General features: G+C 71.0%; 14 protein-coding genes. 3 read left to right on the forward strand and 11 right to left on the reverse strand.

Features of this window, described 5'->3' with window-relative positions:
• Positions 1 to 77: 77 nt before the first annotated feature.
• The 3 genes from FGL15_RS05095 to FGL15_RS05105 form a co-directional block, all read right to left on the reverse strand.
• On the reverse strand, positions 78 to 1,637 hold the full coding sequence (locus tag FGL15_RS05095) for an APC family permease (protein WP_085514037.1): 1,560 nt from the start codon (positions 1,635 to 1,637) through the stop codon (positions 78 to 80).
• Between the two features lie 150 nt (positions 1,638 to 1,787).
• A complete protein-coding gene (locus FGL15_RS05100; protein WP_138945199.1) occupies positions 1,788 to 2,492 on the reverse strand; it encodes a demethylmenaquinone methyltransferase in 705 nt (234 codons plus the stop codon).
• A 63-nt stretch (positions 2,493 to 2,555) separates the two neighbouring features.
• Positions 2,556 to 3,236: an SDR family NAD(P)-dependent oxidoreductase gene (locus FGL15_RS05105; RefSeq protein ID WP_138945200.1), complete on the reverse strand. Its 681-nt coding sequence runs from the start codon at positions 3,234 to 3,236 to the stop codon at positions 2,556 to 2,558.
• A gap of 101 nt (positions 3,237 to 3,337) precedes the next feature.
• On the opposite strand from FGL15_RS05105, the gene FGL15_RS05110 reads away from it, so the two are divergent.
• Together FGL15_RS05110 and FGL15_RS05115 are read left to right on the forward strand one after the other, a co-directional pair.
• The gene (locus tag FGL15_RS05110) at positions 3,338 to 4,180 is read left to right on the forward strand and encodes a helix-turn-helix domain-containing protein (RefSeq protein WP_138945201.1); all 843 of its coding nucleotides are present in this window, start codon (positions 3,338 to 3,340) and stop codon (positions 4,178 to 4,180) included.
• A gap of 88 nt (positions 4,181 to 4,268) precedes the next feature.
• Entirely contained in the window at positions 4,269 to 5,507 is a 1,239-nt protein-coding gene (locus FGL15_RS05115) for an isochorismate synthase (RefSeq protein WP_240773801.1), read from the forward strand.
• A gap of 17 nt (positions 5,508 to 5,524) precedes the next feature.
• Here FGL15_RS05115 and FGL15_RS05120 read toward each other — a convergent pair whose 3' ends face one another.
• Genes FGL15_RS05120 through FGL15_RS05130 form a run of 3 tightly spaced genes read right to left on the reverse strand, consistent with a single transcriptional unit; the run spans position 5,525 to position 8,600 of the window.
• Entirely contained in the window at positions 5,525 to 6,388 is an 864-nt protein-coding gene (locus FGL15_RS05120) for a polyphosphate kinase 2 family protein (RefSeq protein WP_138945202.1), read from the reverse strand.
• A gap of 56 nt (positions 6,389 to 6,444) precedes the next feature.
• Positions 6,445 to 8,181: a 2-succinyl-5-enolpyruvyl-6-hydroxy-3-cyclohexene-1-carboxylic-acid synthase gene (menD, locus tag FGL15_RS05125; RefSeq protein WP_138945203.1), complete on the reverse strand. Its 1,737-nt coding sequence runs from the start codon at positions 8,179 to 8,181 to the stop codon at positions 6,445 to 6,447.
• A complete protein-coding gene (locus FGL15_RS05130; protein WP_138945204.1) occupies positions 8,178 to 8,600 on the reverse strand; it encodes a PLD nuclease N-terminal domain-containing protein in 423 nt (140 codons plus the stop codon). Before FGL15_RS05130 ends, menD begins: the two co-directional genes overlap by 4 nt.
• A gap of 71 nt (positions 8,601 to 8,671) precedes the next feature.
• Between FGL15_RS05130 and FGL15_RS05135 the strand changes: the two genes are divergently transcribed.
• Positions 8,672 to 9,016: a DUF4229 domain-containing protein gene (locus tag FGL15_RS05135; RefSeq protein ID WP_138945205.1), complete on the forward strand. Its 345-nt coding sequence runs from the start codon at positions 8,672 to 8,674 to the stop codon at positions 9,014 to 9,016.
• Here FGL15_RS05135 and FGL15_RS05140 read toward each other — a convergent pair.
• The 5 genes from FGL15_RS05140 to FGL15_RS05160 all read right to left on the reverse strand — a co-directional run bounded on the left by FGL15_RS05140 (position 8,957) and on the right by FGL15_RS05160 (position 15,927).
• Positions 8,957 to 9,991: a 1,4-dihydroxy-2-naphthoate polyprenyltransferase gene (locus tag FGL15_RS05140; RefSeq protein ID WP_138945206.1), complete on the reverse strand. Its 1,035-nt coding sequence runs from the start codon at positions 9,989 to 9,991 to the stop codon at positions 8,957 to 8,959. The genes FGL15_RS05135 and FGL15_RS05140 overlap by 60 nt on opposite strands.
• Before the next feature lie 39 nt (positions 9,992 to 10,030).
• Entirely contained in the window at positions 10,031 to 12,172 is a 2,142-nt protein-coding gene (locus tag FGL15_RS05145; protein WP_240773803.1) for an acyltransferase family protein, read from the reverse strand.
• Positions 12,173 to 12,278: 106 nt separating this feature from the next.
• On the reverse strand, positions 12,279 to 13,439 hold the full coding sequence (locus tag FGL15_RS05150; RefSeq protein ID WP_138945208.1) for an AMP-binding protein: 1,161 nt from the start codon (positions 13,437 to 13,439) through the stop codon (positions 12,279 to 12,281).
• A 57-nt stretch (positions 13,440 to 13,496) separates the two neighbouring features.
• A complete protein-coding gene (locus FGL15_RS05155; RefSeq protein ID WP_064294597.1) occupies positions 13,497 to 14,423 on the reverse strand; it encodes a 1,4-dihydroxy-2-naphthoyl-CoA synthase in 927 nt (308 codons plus the stop codon).
• A 16-nt stretch (positions 14,424 to 14,439) separates the two neighbouring features.
• Entirely contained in the window at positions 14,440 to 15,927 is a 1,488-nt protein-coding gene (locus FGL15_RS05160; RefSeq protein ID WP_138945209.1) for a hypothetical protein, read from the reverse strand.
• Positions 15,928 to 15,974 lie beyond the last annotated feature (47 nt).

The raw sequence follows: 15,974 nt of genomic DNA on the forward strand, positions 1-15,974 counted from the left end.
CAAGCTCAGGGACCGGAGGGGAGGCTCAGGGACCGGAGGGAGGCCCAGGGACCGGAGGGAGGCCCAGGGACCGGGGGTCAGGCGAGCCCACCGTCGACGGAGCGACCGTACTCGATCGGTTCGTCGGGCACGAGGACCTCGGTGTCGCGGTTGAGGCTCTCCCCGCGGAAGAAGGGCCGCGAGGACTTCCTGCTGTACCAGAGCAGCATGAGCACGAAACCGAAGGCCAACGAACCGACGCCGATGACGAACGTGCCGCCGACGCCGAACAGGACCGTGTAGCCGTAGTCGACGTCGAACATGTCGATGCAGCTCTGCACGAAGGCGAAGGTGAGCATGAGCGCCCCGAGGAGCGGGAAGAGGCCCTTGAAGAAGAAGTCCTGCGCGGAGCGGAAGAGCACCTTCCGGAAGTACCAGACGCACGCGTACCCGGTGATGCCGTAGTAGAAGGCGATCGCGAGTCCGAGGGAGAGGATCGAGTCCGCGAGGATGTTCTCGCTGACGAGCGTCATGCCGACGTAGTAGACGATGGCGACGATGCCCATGACGAGTGTCGAGAATGATGGCGTCTTGAACGTCGGGTGGACGGTCGCGAACCGCTTCGGCAGCGCCTTGTAGGCCGCCATGGCGAGCGTGCCGCGCGCCGTCGGGAGGATCGTCGTCTGCGTCGACGACACCGCCGAGATGAGCACGGCGACGACCAGGATCCACGCCCAGGGTCCGAGCACGAGGTCCTTCAGCGCCAGGAAGATGTCGTTCGCGTTGTCCTCGTTGGCGAGGCCGGTGCCCGTGGTCCCGAGTCCGGCGTAGACCATGGCGGCGACCGTGACGGTGACGTAGGTGACCAGCAGGATGACCGTGGAGATGACCGCCGCGCGGCCCGGGATCTTCTGCGGATCCTTCGTCTCCTCGTTCAGGGCGAGGCAGGTGTCCCAACCCCAGTAGATGAAGAGTGCGAGCAGCACCGCCTCGATGAAGCCGTGGTAGTCCGTGAACGCGAACGGGTTGAACCAGTCGAGCGAGATCGGCGTCGCGTCGGGCGCGGTGCCGTTGGACGCTCCGATGAAGGCGAACACCGCGAACAGCACGAGTGCGAGGTACTGGACCGCCAGGAGGATGTTCTGGATCCGCTCCCCCAGCTCGATGCCGCGGTACGACACCCACGTCATGAGGGCGATGAACACGACGCCGGTGGCGGTGACGAGCGGGACGTTCGAGGCGAGGGAACCATCACCGATGAGCAACCACAGGTACTGCCCCGCGATCTGTGCGAGGTTCGCGAGCACGACGATGCCGGCGAGCGCGACGCCCCACCCTCCGATCCAGCCGGTGACCGGGCCGAAGGCCTTCGTCGCCCAGGTGAAGGTGGTGCCGCAGTCCGGCACGTCGCGGTTCAGCTCGCGGTAGGCGAACGCGATGAACAGCATCGGGATGAAGGCGACGATGAAGGCGATCGGCGCCTGGGCACCCACGGCGAGTACGACGAACCCGAGTGTCGCGACGAGCGAGTACACCGGCGCGGTCGACGCCAGGCCGATGATCACGGAGCCGAAGAGGCCGAGGGTGCCGGTGGCGAGACCCTTGCCGCCGGTGGGTGATGCCGGCTGCGACCCGCGGGCCGTGTCCTGTGCTGTCATGACGGAACGGTAGGGCCGGGCGCACCCGTGTGTCAATGCTCCCGTTCGGGACCGGGCTACGGAATCAGTCGCGACGACTCGTGGGAAGTGACGGGATCAACAGGTTCCTGCCCTCGACAATGCCGAGACGAGCCCCGACGGCGACGAGACTCAGGCCGGCTTGAGTCCCCGGTGCAGGGCGACGATCCCGCCGGTGAGGTTGCGGTAGGCGACGTGCTCGTAGCCCGCTTCGCGCAGCCAGGCGGCCAGCTCCGGCTGGCTCGGCCAGGCGCGGATCGAGTCGTTCAGGTAGGTGTACGCCTCGGCGTTCGAGGAGGCCACTCCGGCGACGAGCGGCATGACCCGCTCGAGGTAGAGGTTGTACGCGGCGCGCATGGGGGCGAGCGTCGGCGTGGAGAACTCGCAGATGACGATGCGGCCGCCGGGCTTCGTGACCCGGAGCATCTCGGCGAGGGCGTCCTTCGGGCGGACGACGTTGCGGAGGCCGAAGGAGATCGTCGTGGCGTCGAACTCCTCGTCGGCGAAGGGCAGCGCGGTCGCGTCGGCCTCGACGAACTGGATGTCGGAGCGGTCGGCGTACTTGTCGCGACCCACGGCGATCATGCCGGGCGAGAAGTCGGCAGCCACGACCTGCGCGCCATTGCGGGCCAGCGCCGCGGAGGAGGTTCCCGTGCCGGCTGCGAGGTCGAGGATGCGCTCGCCGGCGGCCGGACCGACCGCACGAGTGGTCGCGATGCGCCACAGGGCATCGTTCCCGACGGAGAGGACCGCGTTCATGCGGTCGTACTTCGTCGAGACGTCGTCGAACATGGCCGAGACCTGCTCGGGCTGCTTGGAGAGGTCGGCGCGGTTCACCCGTCCATCCTACGTCCGCGCCGCTGGGAGCCGGCCGTCCGAGCACGGCTCCCAGGCTCACGCTCAGTAGTCGATGCGTCCGTGCCGGTTGTGGAACTCGCCGGTGGGACCGTCCGGGCCGAGCAGGGCGAGCGCGACGGTCGCGTCCGTCCCCTCGGTCACCGTCTGGTGGCCACCGTGTCCGTTGAAGTCGGTCGCCGTGTAGCCAGGGTCGCTCACGTTCACCCGGAACCCGGGCAGGTTCTTCGCGTACTGCACGGTGAGCGTGATGACGGCCGCCTTCGACGCGGCGTACGGGATCGTCGGCACCGCGAACTCGTCGGCCTCCTCGGAGGTGAGGAAGCGGGGCCATCCCACTCCCGAGGCGACGTTCACGATGACGGGTCGGGACGAACGGCGAAGGAGGGGCAACGCCGCCTGGGTGACGCGGACGACACCGACGACGTTCGTGTCGAGGACGTCCTGCATCGACTCCGGGGTGAGGTCGTCCACGCCGAAGGACGTGCCGAGCACGCCCGCGTTGTTGACGAGCACGTCGAGCTCAGGGATCGCTGCGAGCGCCGCGTCGACGCTCGCCTGATCGGTGACGTCGAGCTGGACGGGGTGGGCGCCGAGCGCGGCGACGGCATCGCCGCGGCCCAGGTCGCGCATGCCGGCGTAGACGGTGTGGCCGGCGTCGATCAGTCGGCGTGCGGTCTCGAGTCCGAGGCTCTTGTTGGCCCCGGTGATGAGTGTGGTGGTCATGGGTCCATGCTCCGCCCGGCATGGTCGGTCCGCCAGGCCCCGGTCGACAGGGGGACCGGCAGTACCAGGATGCGGACCGACACCGGGGGCACAATGGCCGGATGGACGAATTCGCCGGTGTGCTCCGGGCCTGGCGCGAGCGGGTCTCCCCTGCCGAGGTGGGTCTTCCGGCCGGTCCCGGCAGACGGACGGCCGGCCTGCGCCGCGAGGAGCTCTCCGCCCTCGCCGGCATCAGCGTGGATTACATCGTCAGGCTCGAGCAGGGCCGCGCTCGGAATCCATCACCGCAGCTGTTGCGGGCCCTCGCGGTCGCACTGCGACTGACGGATCAGGAGCGCGACCACCTCTACCGGGTCGCCGGAGCCGCTCCACCACCGCCCGGGGTCGTCCCACGGCACATCGGTCCGGGCGTGCAGCGCATCGTCGACCGGCTCGGCGACGTGCCGCTGGCGGTCTTCTCCGCCGCCCACGACATCCTGCTCTGGAACCCGCTGTGGGCCGCGGTGAACGGCGATCCCTCCGCCCTCGTCGGTGACGATCGCAACCTGGTGTGGCGGCACTTCACCGCGGGGCACGACGGCACCGACTTCGACGAGCAGCACGAGGAGGAGTTCGCGAGCGACCTCGCGGCAGACCTCCGGGCCGCGGTCGGGCGCTACCCGCGGGACGACGAGCTCGCACGACTCGTGGCTCGGCTGCGATCGGTGTCGCCCGAGTTCGAGCGGCGCTGGGCGGAGGCCAGGGTCGCGGAGCACCGGGCGAGCCGCAAGACGGTCACGCGGACGCCGGTCGGACCGATCACCGTCGACTGCGACGTCCTGTCCACGCCGGGCGGCGACCTGCGCATCGTCGTGTACACGGCGGCACCGGGCACCGAGGACGCGGCGAAACTCGCGCTGCTCGGGGTCACCGGGTTGCAGACGATCGGGACGTCCGGCCGGTGAACGGCCCTCCGACGAGGCGGTGACCGACCCTCCACCAGTCGGGCTGCGGCGGGGAGGGACCCCTCCTGCGCGGGCGTAGGGTTGAACGGTGACCATTCCCCTGACCTCGTCACTGGTCGCCCAGACCGTCGCCATCGACGACCCGCGCCAGCTCCTCCCGTTCGCCGACCAGACCTCGCCGCTCCTCTGGGTGCGGAAGGGACACGGGCTGGTCGGACTGGGTGAGGCGCTCCGCCTGGAGTTCTCCGGCCCCGACCGGTTCACGCGTGCCGCAGCGGCCTGGCGGGACGTCTGCGCTGCAGCAGTGGTCACGGACGAGGTGCGACGGCCCGGGACCGGCCTGGTCGCGTTCGGCACGTTCGCGTTCGACGACGAGTCCTCCGCGACGAGCGTCCTCATCGTGCCGCGCACGATCATCGGCCGCTACCCCGACGCGAGCTTCATCACGCGGGTCTCCCTCGGCGACGACGCCGAGGACGTCGATCCCGTGACCACGGCGTACGGGCCGGAGTACCGCATCCAGCTGACCCCCGGGGTGCAGAGCCGCGAGGGCTACCTCGACTCGGCCGAGCGCGCCATCGCCCGCATCCAGGCCGGCGGTCTCAGCAAGGTCGTGCTCGCACGCGACCTGGCCGGGCACCTCCCCGCCGAGGCGGACCGCCGCCGCGTGCTCCACGACCTCGCCCTCGGCTACCCCGACTGCTGGACCTACGCGGTCGACGGCTTCATCGGCTCGAGCCCCGAGACACTCGTCCGCGTGGATCGTGGTGCCGTGTCGGCCCGTGTCCTCGCCGGCACGATCTCGCGTGGTCCCGACGCCGAGAGCGACCACGACCAGGCCGTCGCACTCACGACGAGCGCGAAGGACCAGGGTGAGCACCAGTTCGCCGTGCAGTCGGTGCTGACCGCCCTGCAGGCCCACAGCCCGCATCTGCGCCGCAGCGAGGTCCCGTTCACCCTCAAACTGCCGAACCTCTGGCACCTCGCGACCGACATCGACGGACGACTCTCGGACGGCTCGTCCTCGCTCGACCTCATGGACGGCCTGCACCCGACGGCCGCCGTCGCCGGAACCCCGACGCGCGACGCCGTCGCCCTCATCCGCGAGCTGGAACCGTTCGACCGCGGTCGCTACGCCGGTCCGGTCGGATGGGTGGACGCCTCGGGCGACGGCGAGTGGGCGGTGGCCCTCCGCTGTGCGCAGATCGCGCCGGACGGTGACATCACGGCCTATGCCGGCTGCGGCATCGTCGCCGACTCGGACGCCGCGACGGAACTCGTCGAGACGAAGATGAAGTTCCGGCCGATCGTGGAGGCCTTCGGCTGAGCCGAGGCCCCTCGGCTTCAGCTCGCCGCGAGTCGTGCCTGCTCGACGGCGATGTCGTAGTCGGCCGGCGGCCATTGCGGGTCGATGTCCTCGAGGGCGTCGAGCAGCAGGCGTTGGACCGCGATGCGCGCGTACCACTTGCGGTCCGCCGGCACGACGAACCATGGGGCGGCCTCGGTGCTCGTGCGCTCGAACGCCACCTGGTACGCGTCCTGATAGGCCGGCCACAGCTCGCGTTCGTCCACATCTCCCGGGTTGTACTTCCAGTGCTTGTCCGGACGCGCGAGCCGGTCGGCGAGCCGCTCCTTCTGCTCGTCGGCGCTGATCTGCAGCATCACCTTGACGATGCGGGTCCCGCTCGCGACGATGCCCGCCTCGAAGTCGTTGATCGCCCCGTACCGACGCTCGATCTCGTCCGGCTCCGCGAGCTGACGCACCCGACCGATGAGGACGTCCTCGTAGTGCGAACGGTCGAAGACGCCGATCTGACCCGGCTTCGGCAGGTGCGGCTCGACCCGCCAGAGGAAGTCGTGGGAGCGCTCCTCCTCCGTGGGCTTCTTGAAGGCGTAGTGGTGCACGCCCTGCGGGTCGACGGAGCCGACGACGTGCTTGACGATGCCACCCTTGCCCGCCGTGTCCATCGCCTGCAGGACGAGGAGCACCGCTTCCGGGGCTCCCTGTGTGCTCGCCGCGAAGAGTCGCTCCTGCAGCTCGGACAGGGCGGGCACCCCCGCGTCCAGCTCGTGCCTGCCCTGCTGCTTGTCACCGTCGAAGCCCGGCGTCGACCGCGGATCGACGTCGGCGAGGCTGAACCCCTCCCCCACGCGCAGCGTGTCTCGGGGTGGTGCCGTCCAGGTCGATGCGTGCTCCGATGCCGTCATCCGCCCATTCTGGCCGGATCCCGGGCCCGAAGTCGACCCCCGGGAGGACCCACGGATCAGGCTCGCGGCAGCGGGACCTCGATGAGGACGGGGCCGGTCACCGGCGCGGTGAACGCCTGGTCGAGTTCCGTGCGAGTGCGGGCCGAGCGGTACTCCCACCCGTAGGCGGTCGCGAGCGACTCGAGCCGGACGTGCTGCGGCGTGTACTGGACGCGGTCGAAGAGCGCTCCGGGGGCACTCTGGGCGACTTCGAGCGCGTCGAAGATGGTGCCACCCCCGTCGTTGCCGACGATCACCTGGAGACGCGGCGCGACGCCGTCGTCGAGGAGCAGCGCGCCGACGTCGTGGAGGAAGGCGAGGTCGCCGAGGAGTACCCGTGTGACACCGGGACCGCCGTCGGCCTGGCTCGCCAGCGCGACCCCCGTGGCGGTGGCGATGGTGCCGTCGATGCCGGCGAGTCCGCGGTTGGCGTGGACGCTGATCTTGCGGCCGGGGACGAGACCGTCGGCCACGCGGATGAGCCTCGACGCACCGACGACGAGGCGATCGTGCGGCCAGGTGGCACGCCAGACCGCGTCGACGAGGACCTCGCGGGTGACCGGGAGGCGGACGGCGTCGAGCTCGGCCCGGACGGAGGCCAGTCGCTCGGCGGGTGTCGTGGAGTGCAACCCGTCGAGATCGGGGGCTGCGGGCGAGGGGTCGATCACGCGTTCGCGGGATCCGACGACCCAGGCGCCGAGCCAGGCGCGATCAGCGGGCCCAGCCTCGACCGCGACGGAGGACACGATCCGGTCGGCCCGTCGTCCGGGGTTGTAGACCTCGGCTCCGGCCGGGGCGACGACGATCGTCTCGACCTGCGGCTGCTGGAGCAGGAGGGGGACCTCGCGGCTGAGGGTCGGGTGGCCGAAGACGACGACGCGCTCGACGGCCTCGCGGTAGTCCTCCTCGCGCAGCAGCTCCCGGTAAGCGGCGATGACGTTCCGCCCGAACCGGGATCCGCTCGACACCTCCGCGATGAGCGGCCATCCGCCGTCCGCCGCGAGTTGCTCGGCAGCCGGGCCGGCGTGGTGCCCGGCGACGACGAGGGTCCTGGGCCCGCGCTCGAGCACGAGATGCGGTCGCCCCGGGTAGAGCGGCGCTTCTGCGGTGGCGTCCGTCTCGACCGGGACATCGGGGGCCGCCTCGACGACGACCGGGACGAAGCCGCCCGAGAGCGGCTCCCGGAAGGCGAGGTTCAGGTGCACCGGGCCCGGGTCGAGGACGTCCGTCGCGGCGCGGTACGCCCGCTGGGCGAGATCGCGGGCGGCCTCCTGCTCACCGGCATCACCGGTCGGCGCCTCGACGACCACGGCGAGGCGTGCTGCGAACCCGTAGAGGTCGTCCTGCTTCGTCGTCTGGTTCGCCCGGATGCCGTGCGCCTCGGCCGGCCGATCGGCGGTGAGGACGATGAGCGGGACGCGCGAGTGATGCGCCTCGAGGACCGCCGGGTGCAGGTTCGCGGTCGCCGTGCCGGAGGTCGTGATCACGACGGCCGGGCGGTCGGTCTCGACGCCGAGGCCCAGCGCGAGGAAGCCGGCGACCCGCTCGTCGATACGCACGTGCAGGGTGATCCGCCCGGAGGCCGCCAGCTCGGCTGCGGCGAGCGCGAGCGCCTGCGACCGGGAACCGGGGCAGACGACGACGTCGGAGACTCCTGCGGCGACGAGCGCGTCGAGGAGCGCCCATGCGGACGCGCTCGCCGGGCTCGACGACGGAGCCGAGCCGACGGGCTCGGGAGCGGCGGACGGGTTCACGAGGCGCTCGGGGCGCCAGGCGGTCTGCGGCCGGAACCGTCGTCGGGCGTGTCGGACCCCGGGGCGGGGTCGTCGTGCGCCGTCGCATCCGGACTGCCGCCCGACTCGTCGTCGAAGCGGTTGAGCTCGTCCTCGAGGTCACGGATGCGCTTCGTCTGCGCGCGGTCCGCGTCGAGCTTCTTGAGGAAGTCGGGGTCGTCGTCCGGTGCCGAGCCGCGGGGCACGGCCTTCGGAGCACGGACCCGCCCGATGATCCACCAGAGGACTCCGCCGATGACCGGCAGGAGGAGGATCGCGATGATCCACGAGGTCTTGCTGATCCCTCGGACGCGGTCGCGCGGCATCGTGGCGCAGTCAACCACCGAATACACGATGAAGACGACTGCCGCGACGGCGAGGCCGATCCAGAGACGAACCATGTCTCCATCGTAAACGCCAGGTGACGTGATTACCTGGGGTTGCCTTCAGGCGGGACGCCTAGACTTATGTGGTGAAACGCGTTCCCGCCGCCGTCCGGTACACCATCCTCCGCCTGCTGGCGTTCGTGGTGCCGCTCCTGCTCCTCGTCTTCCTGACCGGTCTGCAGCCCTGGGTCGCCGCGATCATCGCCGCGATCATCGGGCTCTGCGTGTCCTACATCTTCCTGCGCACCCCACGGGAGACCGTCGCGCAGGAGCTCTACGCCCGTCGGCACGGCGACAAGCCGACGCCGCACGACGACGAGGACTCCGAGGACGCGGCGCTCGATGCGAGCGCGGCGACACCGGAAGCGTCCTCAGCTGCCGATGCCGGGCGTGTAGAAGAACGCCAGACCGAGGATCACCCCGAACGCTAGCTGCACGAGCCCCGTCAGCTTGAGCACCAGGATCTGCTCTCTGGCCGTCGTGGAGAACAGCACGATCACGCACGCCGGGATGGCGGCGAGCAGCGCGAACATGGTGAACCAGGCGATCGGGTAGAAGAGCGCGAGGAACGCGGCGATGCCGAACGGCACGAGTAGCAGGACGCAGTAGAGCACCTTCGAGGCGATCCGACCGATGAACGTCGACAGGGTGCGCTTCCCGACCGCCTTGTCCTGTTCGAGGTCGCGGAGGTTGTTGACCACGAGCGCGGCGCAGGCGATGAGGCCCGCGCCGATCGCGCCGAACCATGCCTCCTGGTTCACCGTGCCGACCTGGACGAAGGTCGTGCCGAGTGTGGCCACGAGGCCGAAGAACACGAAGACGAAGACCTCGCCGAGCGCGAAGTACCCGTAGGGCCGCTTCCCGCCCGTGTAGAACCAGGCGGCGACGATGGCGACCGCCCCGACGAGGAGCAGCCACCAGAACTGGGTGAGGATCGTGAGGACGATGCCGGCCACCGCCGCGATACCGAAGAACACCAGCGCGACGGTGAGGACCGTCTTGGGCTTCGCCGCACCGGAACCGGTCAGTCGGCTCGGGCCGACGCGCAGGTCGTCCGTTCCGCGGATGCCGTCGGAGTAGTCGTTGGCGTAGTTGACGCCGATCTGCAGCGCGAGCGCGACGACGAGGCAGAGCAGCGCACGGACCGGGTGGTAGACCCCGGGGCCCGCGATGATCGTCGCGGCGCCGGTGCCGATGAGCACGGGGGCGACGGCCATCGGCAGCGTGCGGATCCGCGCAGCACCGACCCAGTCGCCGAAGGTCGCCGGCTTCGCGAGGGGGACCTTGCGACCGCCACCGCGTGCGGGGTTGCCCGATCGTCCACCGTTCGCGCCACGACCCGCCGTGGGGCGCTGTGCGGACGTCTTCTGCTGTTTCGGCGCTGCCGGCCGTGCTCCATGTGCCACGACGGCGAGTCTACCCGCGGAGCCACGGGGCGGACGGTGTCACAGGGCCCCGGCGGCCTGGAGCGTCTGGAGGATCGCCGGAGCGATGTGCTCGGCGAACGCCGGGGTGAGGTGCACGCTGTCGTACTTCGTCGGCGTCGTCCCGGCGAACGCCGGGCAGACGCCATCCGCACAGCTGAACGGGAGCGACGAGACGAAGCGCTCCCCAGCTGCTCCCGCCGCGGACTCGGTCGCCGCGGCGAAGTCGTTCCAGGCCGCGTCGACGCCCACGGCGCAGTCCTGCGGACTGGACACCCGTGAGTAGCAGGAACCGAGGTCGGCGCCGAGCGGTGGTGGTGCGAGGAACACGACGTGGCCCGGGACCTGGTATCCGGCCGTCTCGGCGAGCGCCGACGCGACCATGGACGTCGTGTCGAGCGATCGGCCGTCGGATGCGCGGCCCGCGGTGAACGCGTTCGAGACGATCACGAGGTCGGGCTGGTCGGCCGCGATGCGTTCGGCGATGTCGTGCTTCCGCGTCGGGCAGTCGTCCATGACGCCGGCGCCGCTGTTCTGGATGAGGTCCTGCGTGAAGCGGCATCCGTAGAGACCGATGGTGGTGATCCGCACCGCACCGCCGCTCTGGTCCGCGATCGCACGGAACGCCGGCGCGTAGGCGAGCGCGGTCGAGTCGCCGACGAGGTAGACGTGCTTCGGCGCAGCGGCATCCCCCCAGGTGCACGAGCCGTCGTCAGGCGTCGCACCCAGGTCGAAGCAGGCCCGTGCGGGGTTGGTGCTCGAGGTCGCACTGATCGCGTCGTCGAGGCTCGGCGAGAGGTTGTCGGGCCACGCGGAAGCCTGGCTCGCGAGTTGCAGCTCAGCCGCGATGCCCTGGAGCGGGTCTCCGGCCGGTGTCGCGACGGCCGCCGGTCCCCCGGTGGTCACCGGTATGCGGAGCGCGGGCCCGATCGCGATCACCGCGAGCCCGGCGACGATCACGAGTCCGACCGCCGAGTAGAGGAACTGGGAGGCGAACCGCTCGCGCCACGCGGCCCAGGCGGCGTCCCTGGCGTCTCGGTCGCCGTGGAACGAACCCACGAGCGGCGTGCGGTGCAACGGCTGTTCGATGAGCAGGAAGGAGAGCACCGAGACCCCGAGGATGAGCCCGAGCATCCCGGGGACCGTGCTGAGGGCGGTGTCGGGGACGAGCATCGGCACGAACAGGAGGATCGGGAGGTGCCAGAGGTAGAGCGAGTAGGAGATCGCTCCGACGCCACGGCTCAGCGGGTTCGCGAGTGGGAACATCCAGCGCTGGTACGCCGGACCGGCTCCGGTCCCGGCGGCGATGAGCAGCATCGCGGCGGCGACGGGGGCGACCGCCCAGGGGCCGGGGAACCCGATCGACCCGGTGATGAGCAGCGCGGACGCGACGATGCCGACGAGCCCCGCCCATCCGGCGACCACCCGGAGCGCCAGCGGCAGCCGGCCGAGGAGCGGCGCGAGCACGGCCAGGAGTGCGCCGGCCCCCAGCTCCCACACACGCGCGCCGGTCGCGAAGTAGGCGGCCTGCGGAGCCGCCCCGGACTGCCACACGGCGACGGCGAACGAGGCCGCGATGAGGACGACGAGCACGCCACCGACGACGATGCGCGAGCGCAGCACGGGTCGGGCTCCGCGAGCTGCGACGGCGAGCAGGACGACGAGCAGGACCGGCCACACGAGGTAGAACTGCTCCTCGATCGAGAGGGACCAGAAGTGCTGCAGCGGTGACGCGGCGTCCGTCGCGTGGAAGTAGTCGGTGCCCGACGCCTCGAAGCGCCAGTTCGAGACGAGCAGTGCGGCGGACACCGCGTCCCACCAGGTCGCGAGCGCCCGCGGCGCGTTGAAGAGCCACGTCGCCAGCGCGACGGTCGCGGCTAGGACGACCAGCGACGCGGGCAGGATGCGCTTGATCCGCCGACCGAAGAAGGCCGGCAGGGAGATCCGCCCGGATCGCTCGTGCTCGCGCAGGAGCAACCCGGTGATCAGGAAGCCGGAGATCACGAAGAAGACGTCCACGCCCACGAAGCCACCGGCGGGCCAGCCGGTCGCGTGGGCGAGGATCACCGCCGCCACGGCGAGCGCCCGCATCCCCTGGATGTCGGCACGGAACGCCGTCGTCGGCCTCGTGGGCGCAGCGCCCGTGTCGGTCCCCGTTGTCACCTGTCGTCGTCCCCCGGCTGCGGTCGCTCGTCGACGCGCATGGGAGAGCATGCCCTATGCGACATCCGCCTGCAAACCGGCCGTCGCGGTCACGCGGAGGACGGGCTCAACCCAGGCGTGAGCGGAGTGCGACGAGGTCGGGTTTGCCGCTCGCGAGCAGCGGCAGCTCGGTCAGACGGACCAGTCGGGCGGGGCGCGCCGGGCGGCCGAGCGCCTCCGCGACGGTGTCCCGGGCGGCCTGCAGGAGAGCCTCGTCCGCGTGCTGATCCGAGGCGGTCCCGGCGGCCGTCACGATCGCGGACGCCTGACCGAACCGCTCGTCGGGGATGGCGACGACGACGGCTTCGGCGAGCCCCGGCATCGACCGGACGACCGCTTGCACGCGGTCGAGGGAGATGTTCACCCCGCCGCTGATGATCACGTTGTCGGCCCGCCCGGTGACGCGGACGACGCCGTCGACGAGCTCTGCGGTGTCGCCGGTGCGGTACCACCGGCGACCGCCGTCGTCCGGGAAGGCGGTCGCCGTGCGGTCCGGTTCGCCGAGGTAGCCCTCGGCGAGGACCGGTCCGGCGATGAGGAGCTCTCCGTTCACCAGCCGGGGTTCGACGCCGGGAAACGGCACGCCGTCGTACAGACAGCCGCCGGACGTCTCGCTCGAGCCATAGCTCCGCACGACCCGGATGCCGAGCGCCGCGGACCGCTCCAGGAGTGGAACCGGGGTGGCCTGTCCCCCGACGAGCAACCCGGCGAGTCCGGCGAGCGCGTCGCGCACGGAGGTGCTCGTCTCGGCGGCGTCGACGAGCATGCGCAGTTGTGCCGGCACCAGGGCGGCGAAGCCGGCGTCGGCGTCGAGCTGCTCGACGAGTCCGCAGAACGCCCGGGCGTCGAACGATCCCACCGGGGCCTCGACCGGCCTGGTCCCGGCGACGATCGACCGGAGCAGCACGTTCACGCCGGCGATGTAGTGCGTCGGGAGCGCCAGGATCCACTGCGAGGAACGGCGGTGGGCATCAGGGCCACCCAGAGCCACCGCGGAACCGGCCGCGCTGGCCAGGAGGGCGTCGGCCGCGAGGGCGACCCGCTTCGGCAGACCCGTCGAGCCGGATGTCTCGATCACGAGGGCCACCCGGTCGTCGACCACTGCCGGTGCCGCGGACGATCCGGGTCGCATCGGGAGGACCGCGGGTCCGGAGCCGTCGAGCGCCGTCTCCAGGGCTGCGAGCATCGCCGAGGCGGATGCGTCGACGGGGAGCAGCTGACGGGTCATGGATTCAGCGTACGCCGGGTGCGTCGGCGCTCCGCCGACCCCTCGAGGTCACGGAACTCAGAACTGCCAGGGGAACGGAGCCCAGTCCGGCTTGCGCTTCTCCAGGAAGGCGTCGCGCCCCTCCACGGCCTCGTCGGTACCGTAGGCGAGACGGGTGGCCTCGCCCGCGAACACCTGCTGGCCGACGAGACCGTCGTCGACGGCGTTGAAGGCGAACTTCAGCATGCGGATGGCGGTCGGCGACTTGCCGAGGATGGTGCGAGCCCAGGCGACGCCCGTCTGCTCGAGCTCGGCGTGCGGGACGACCGCGTTGATCGCGCCCGCCTGCAGCGCGCGCTCCGCGTCGTACTCCTGGGCGAGGAAGAACACCTCGCGCGCGAACTTCTGACCCACCTGCTTGGCGAAGTACGCGCTCCCGTACCCCGCGTCGAAGGAACCGACGTCGGCGTCGGTCTGCTTGAACCGCGCGTGTTCCCGACTCGCGATGGACAGGTCGCACACGACGCCGAGCGAGTGCCCGCCGCCCGCGGACCACCCGGGCACGAGGTTGATGACGACCTTCGGCATGAAGCGGATGAGGCGCTGGACCTCGAGGATGTGCAGGCGACCGTTGCGCGCGGCGTCGATGCCGCTCGCCGTCTCGTCGTCCGCGGCGTCGTCGCTCGCGTACCGGTAACCGTCGCGACCGCGGATGCGCTGGTCGCCGCCCGAGCAGAAGGCCCAGCCGCCGTCCTTCGCGCTCGGACCGTTGCCGGTGAGGAGCACCACGCCGACCGTCGGGCTCTGACGCGCGTGGTCGAGCGCGCGGTACAGCTCGTCGACGGTGTGCGGGCGGAACGCGTTGCGCACTTCAGGACGGTCGAACGCGATGCGCACGAAGCCGCCCTCGCGCGCCACGTGGTACGTCAGATCGGTGAGGTCCTCGAACCCCGGTACGACGTCCCAGATCTCCGGGTCGAACAGTTCGGACACTCGATCGCTCATGCGTCCAGCCTAGGCACTACTTCGGCTTGTCGAGGTCCGCGTAGGGCTTGAGCGCCTCCAGGTAGTCGGCGCGGTCCGCCTCCTTCAGGAGTGCATAGGAGTCGAGGTGCAGCTCGACACCCTCCGCCGCCATGTCGTAGTAGTCGACGTCGAACTCGCGGTCCTTCGCGACCGTGCCGGCCGAATCGAGCGTGAGATCGACGATGCTCGTCCGGAAGTCCCCGGCCCCCGTGATGGCGTTGTAGGTGTGCAGGTCCCACAGTGCCTGGGTGTCGAGGGTCTCGCCGCCGTACCGCTCGGTGAGCTCGCCCGGCTCACGCCACGAGGACGGTGCGTTCTGCATGTCGAGGTTCGCGATGCCGTAGCGGAGCAGGACCTGCCGGATCAGCTCGACCACCCGCGACTTCTCCTCGAAGGTGCGCACGGTCGTCGTCGTCTGCCACACCGGTGCCGTGTACTCGAAGAGCATGGAGTCCCCGCCGTACCCGTTCTGATCGACCTCCGTCTCGGCAGGCTGTCGCTCCACCCAGTCGAAACCGAACTCCGCGGTCAACGCCGTCCGGATCTCCGCGAGCATCTCGTCGGACGTCCCGACGAAGTCCTCATAGCTCGGCCCGTCGAGGGTCTCCTTCGCGTCGACGTAGGCGGATCCCGGGTAGGTGTCCCAGATCGGGTCGTGCTCCTCGTCGCCGCTGCCGCCTGCGGACGCGCCATCCCCGGCCCGGTCGGTGGAGAGACCGCCGACAGCCATCGCCGTGACCGGGTTGACGACGAGGAGGAGCACCAGCGCCAGCACGCCCCAGGGGCGCCGCGCCTTCCGACGGATGACGACGACACTCCCGATGAGCAGCATGATCTGCACGAGGACGACGAGGACGAAGGCCACGACGATGGCCCACGCCCCCTCGCCGGGCCGGTAGCTCACGGCCAGTAGGACGGTGAAGAGGGTGACGGCCACCACCGCGCCGAGCAGGGCGAGCGGGGAGAAGGAGGCGACGACACCCCGACTCCGCGCGCCGAGTTCGTCCCGACCCGTCGGGGAGACGCCGGCGGCAGGCGGGTGGGACGCCGGAGTCCCCTCGCCGGCGTCGGTCGGGATCCCCGCGGCCTTCGGTTGCGAGGCGGCCGCGCGCTCCGCCGCATTCCGTTGACGACGCGACGACGGCTTCCGCGATGCGGGCTGCCGCGGTGTCCGTCGTCCTCGCGACCCCGGACGACGGAACCGGGCGGTCTCCGCCTCCAGCTCCTCGGGCGTGCGTTCCGGAGCGTCAGGCGCTTGCACGGCCGCGGGCACGGCTGCCGGCGGCGCCCCGGGAATCGGCGGGGCGTTCGGATCGCGCGGCTCGTCGGAGGACCCGACCGGCGATTGTTCGATCACCGGGAGCACCTCGGCCTCGGGGCCTGGCTCGAAGATCGGCTCGGGCACCGAGAAGGCGGCCGGTTCGTCCGCGGGCATGCTTCGCCGATCGCCGGGCGTCGGCTTGCGTCGGGAGAACAGCGGCACGGGATCGATTGTGTCACGGGCGTCCCGCGACGGCTTCCGACGTCCGG

The organism is Plantibacter sp. M259 (assembly GCF_006065115.1).
In the GTDB taxonomy this organism is placed as follows: domain Bacteria; phylum Actinomycetota; class Actinomycetes; order Actinomycetales; family Microbacteriaceae; genus Plantibacter; species Plantibacter auratus.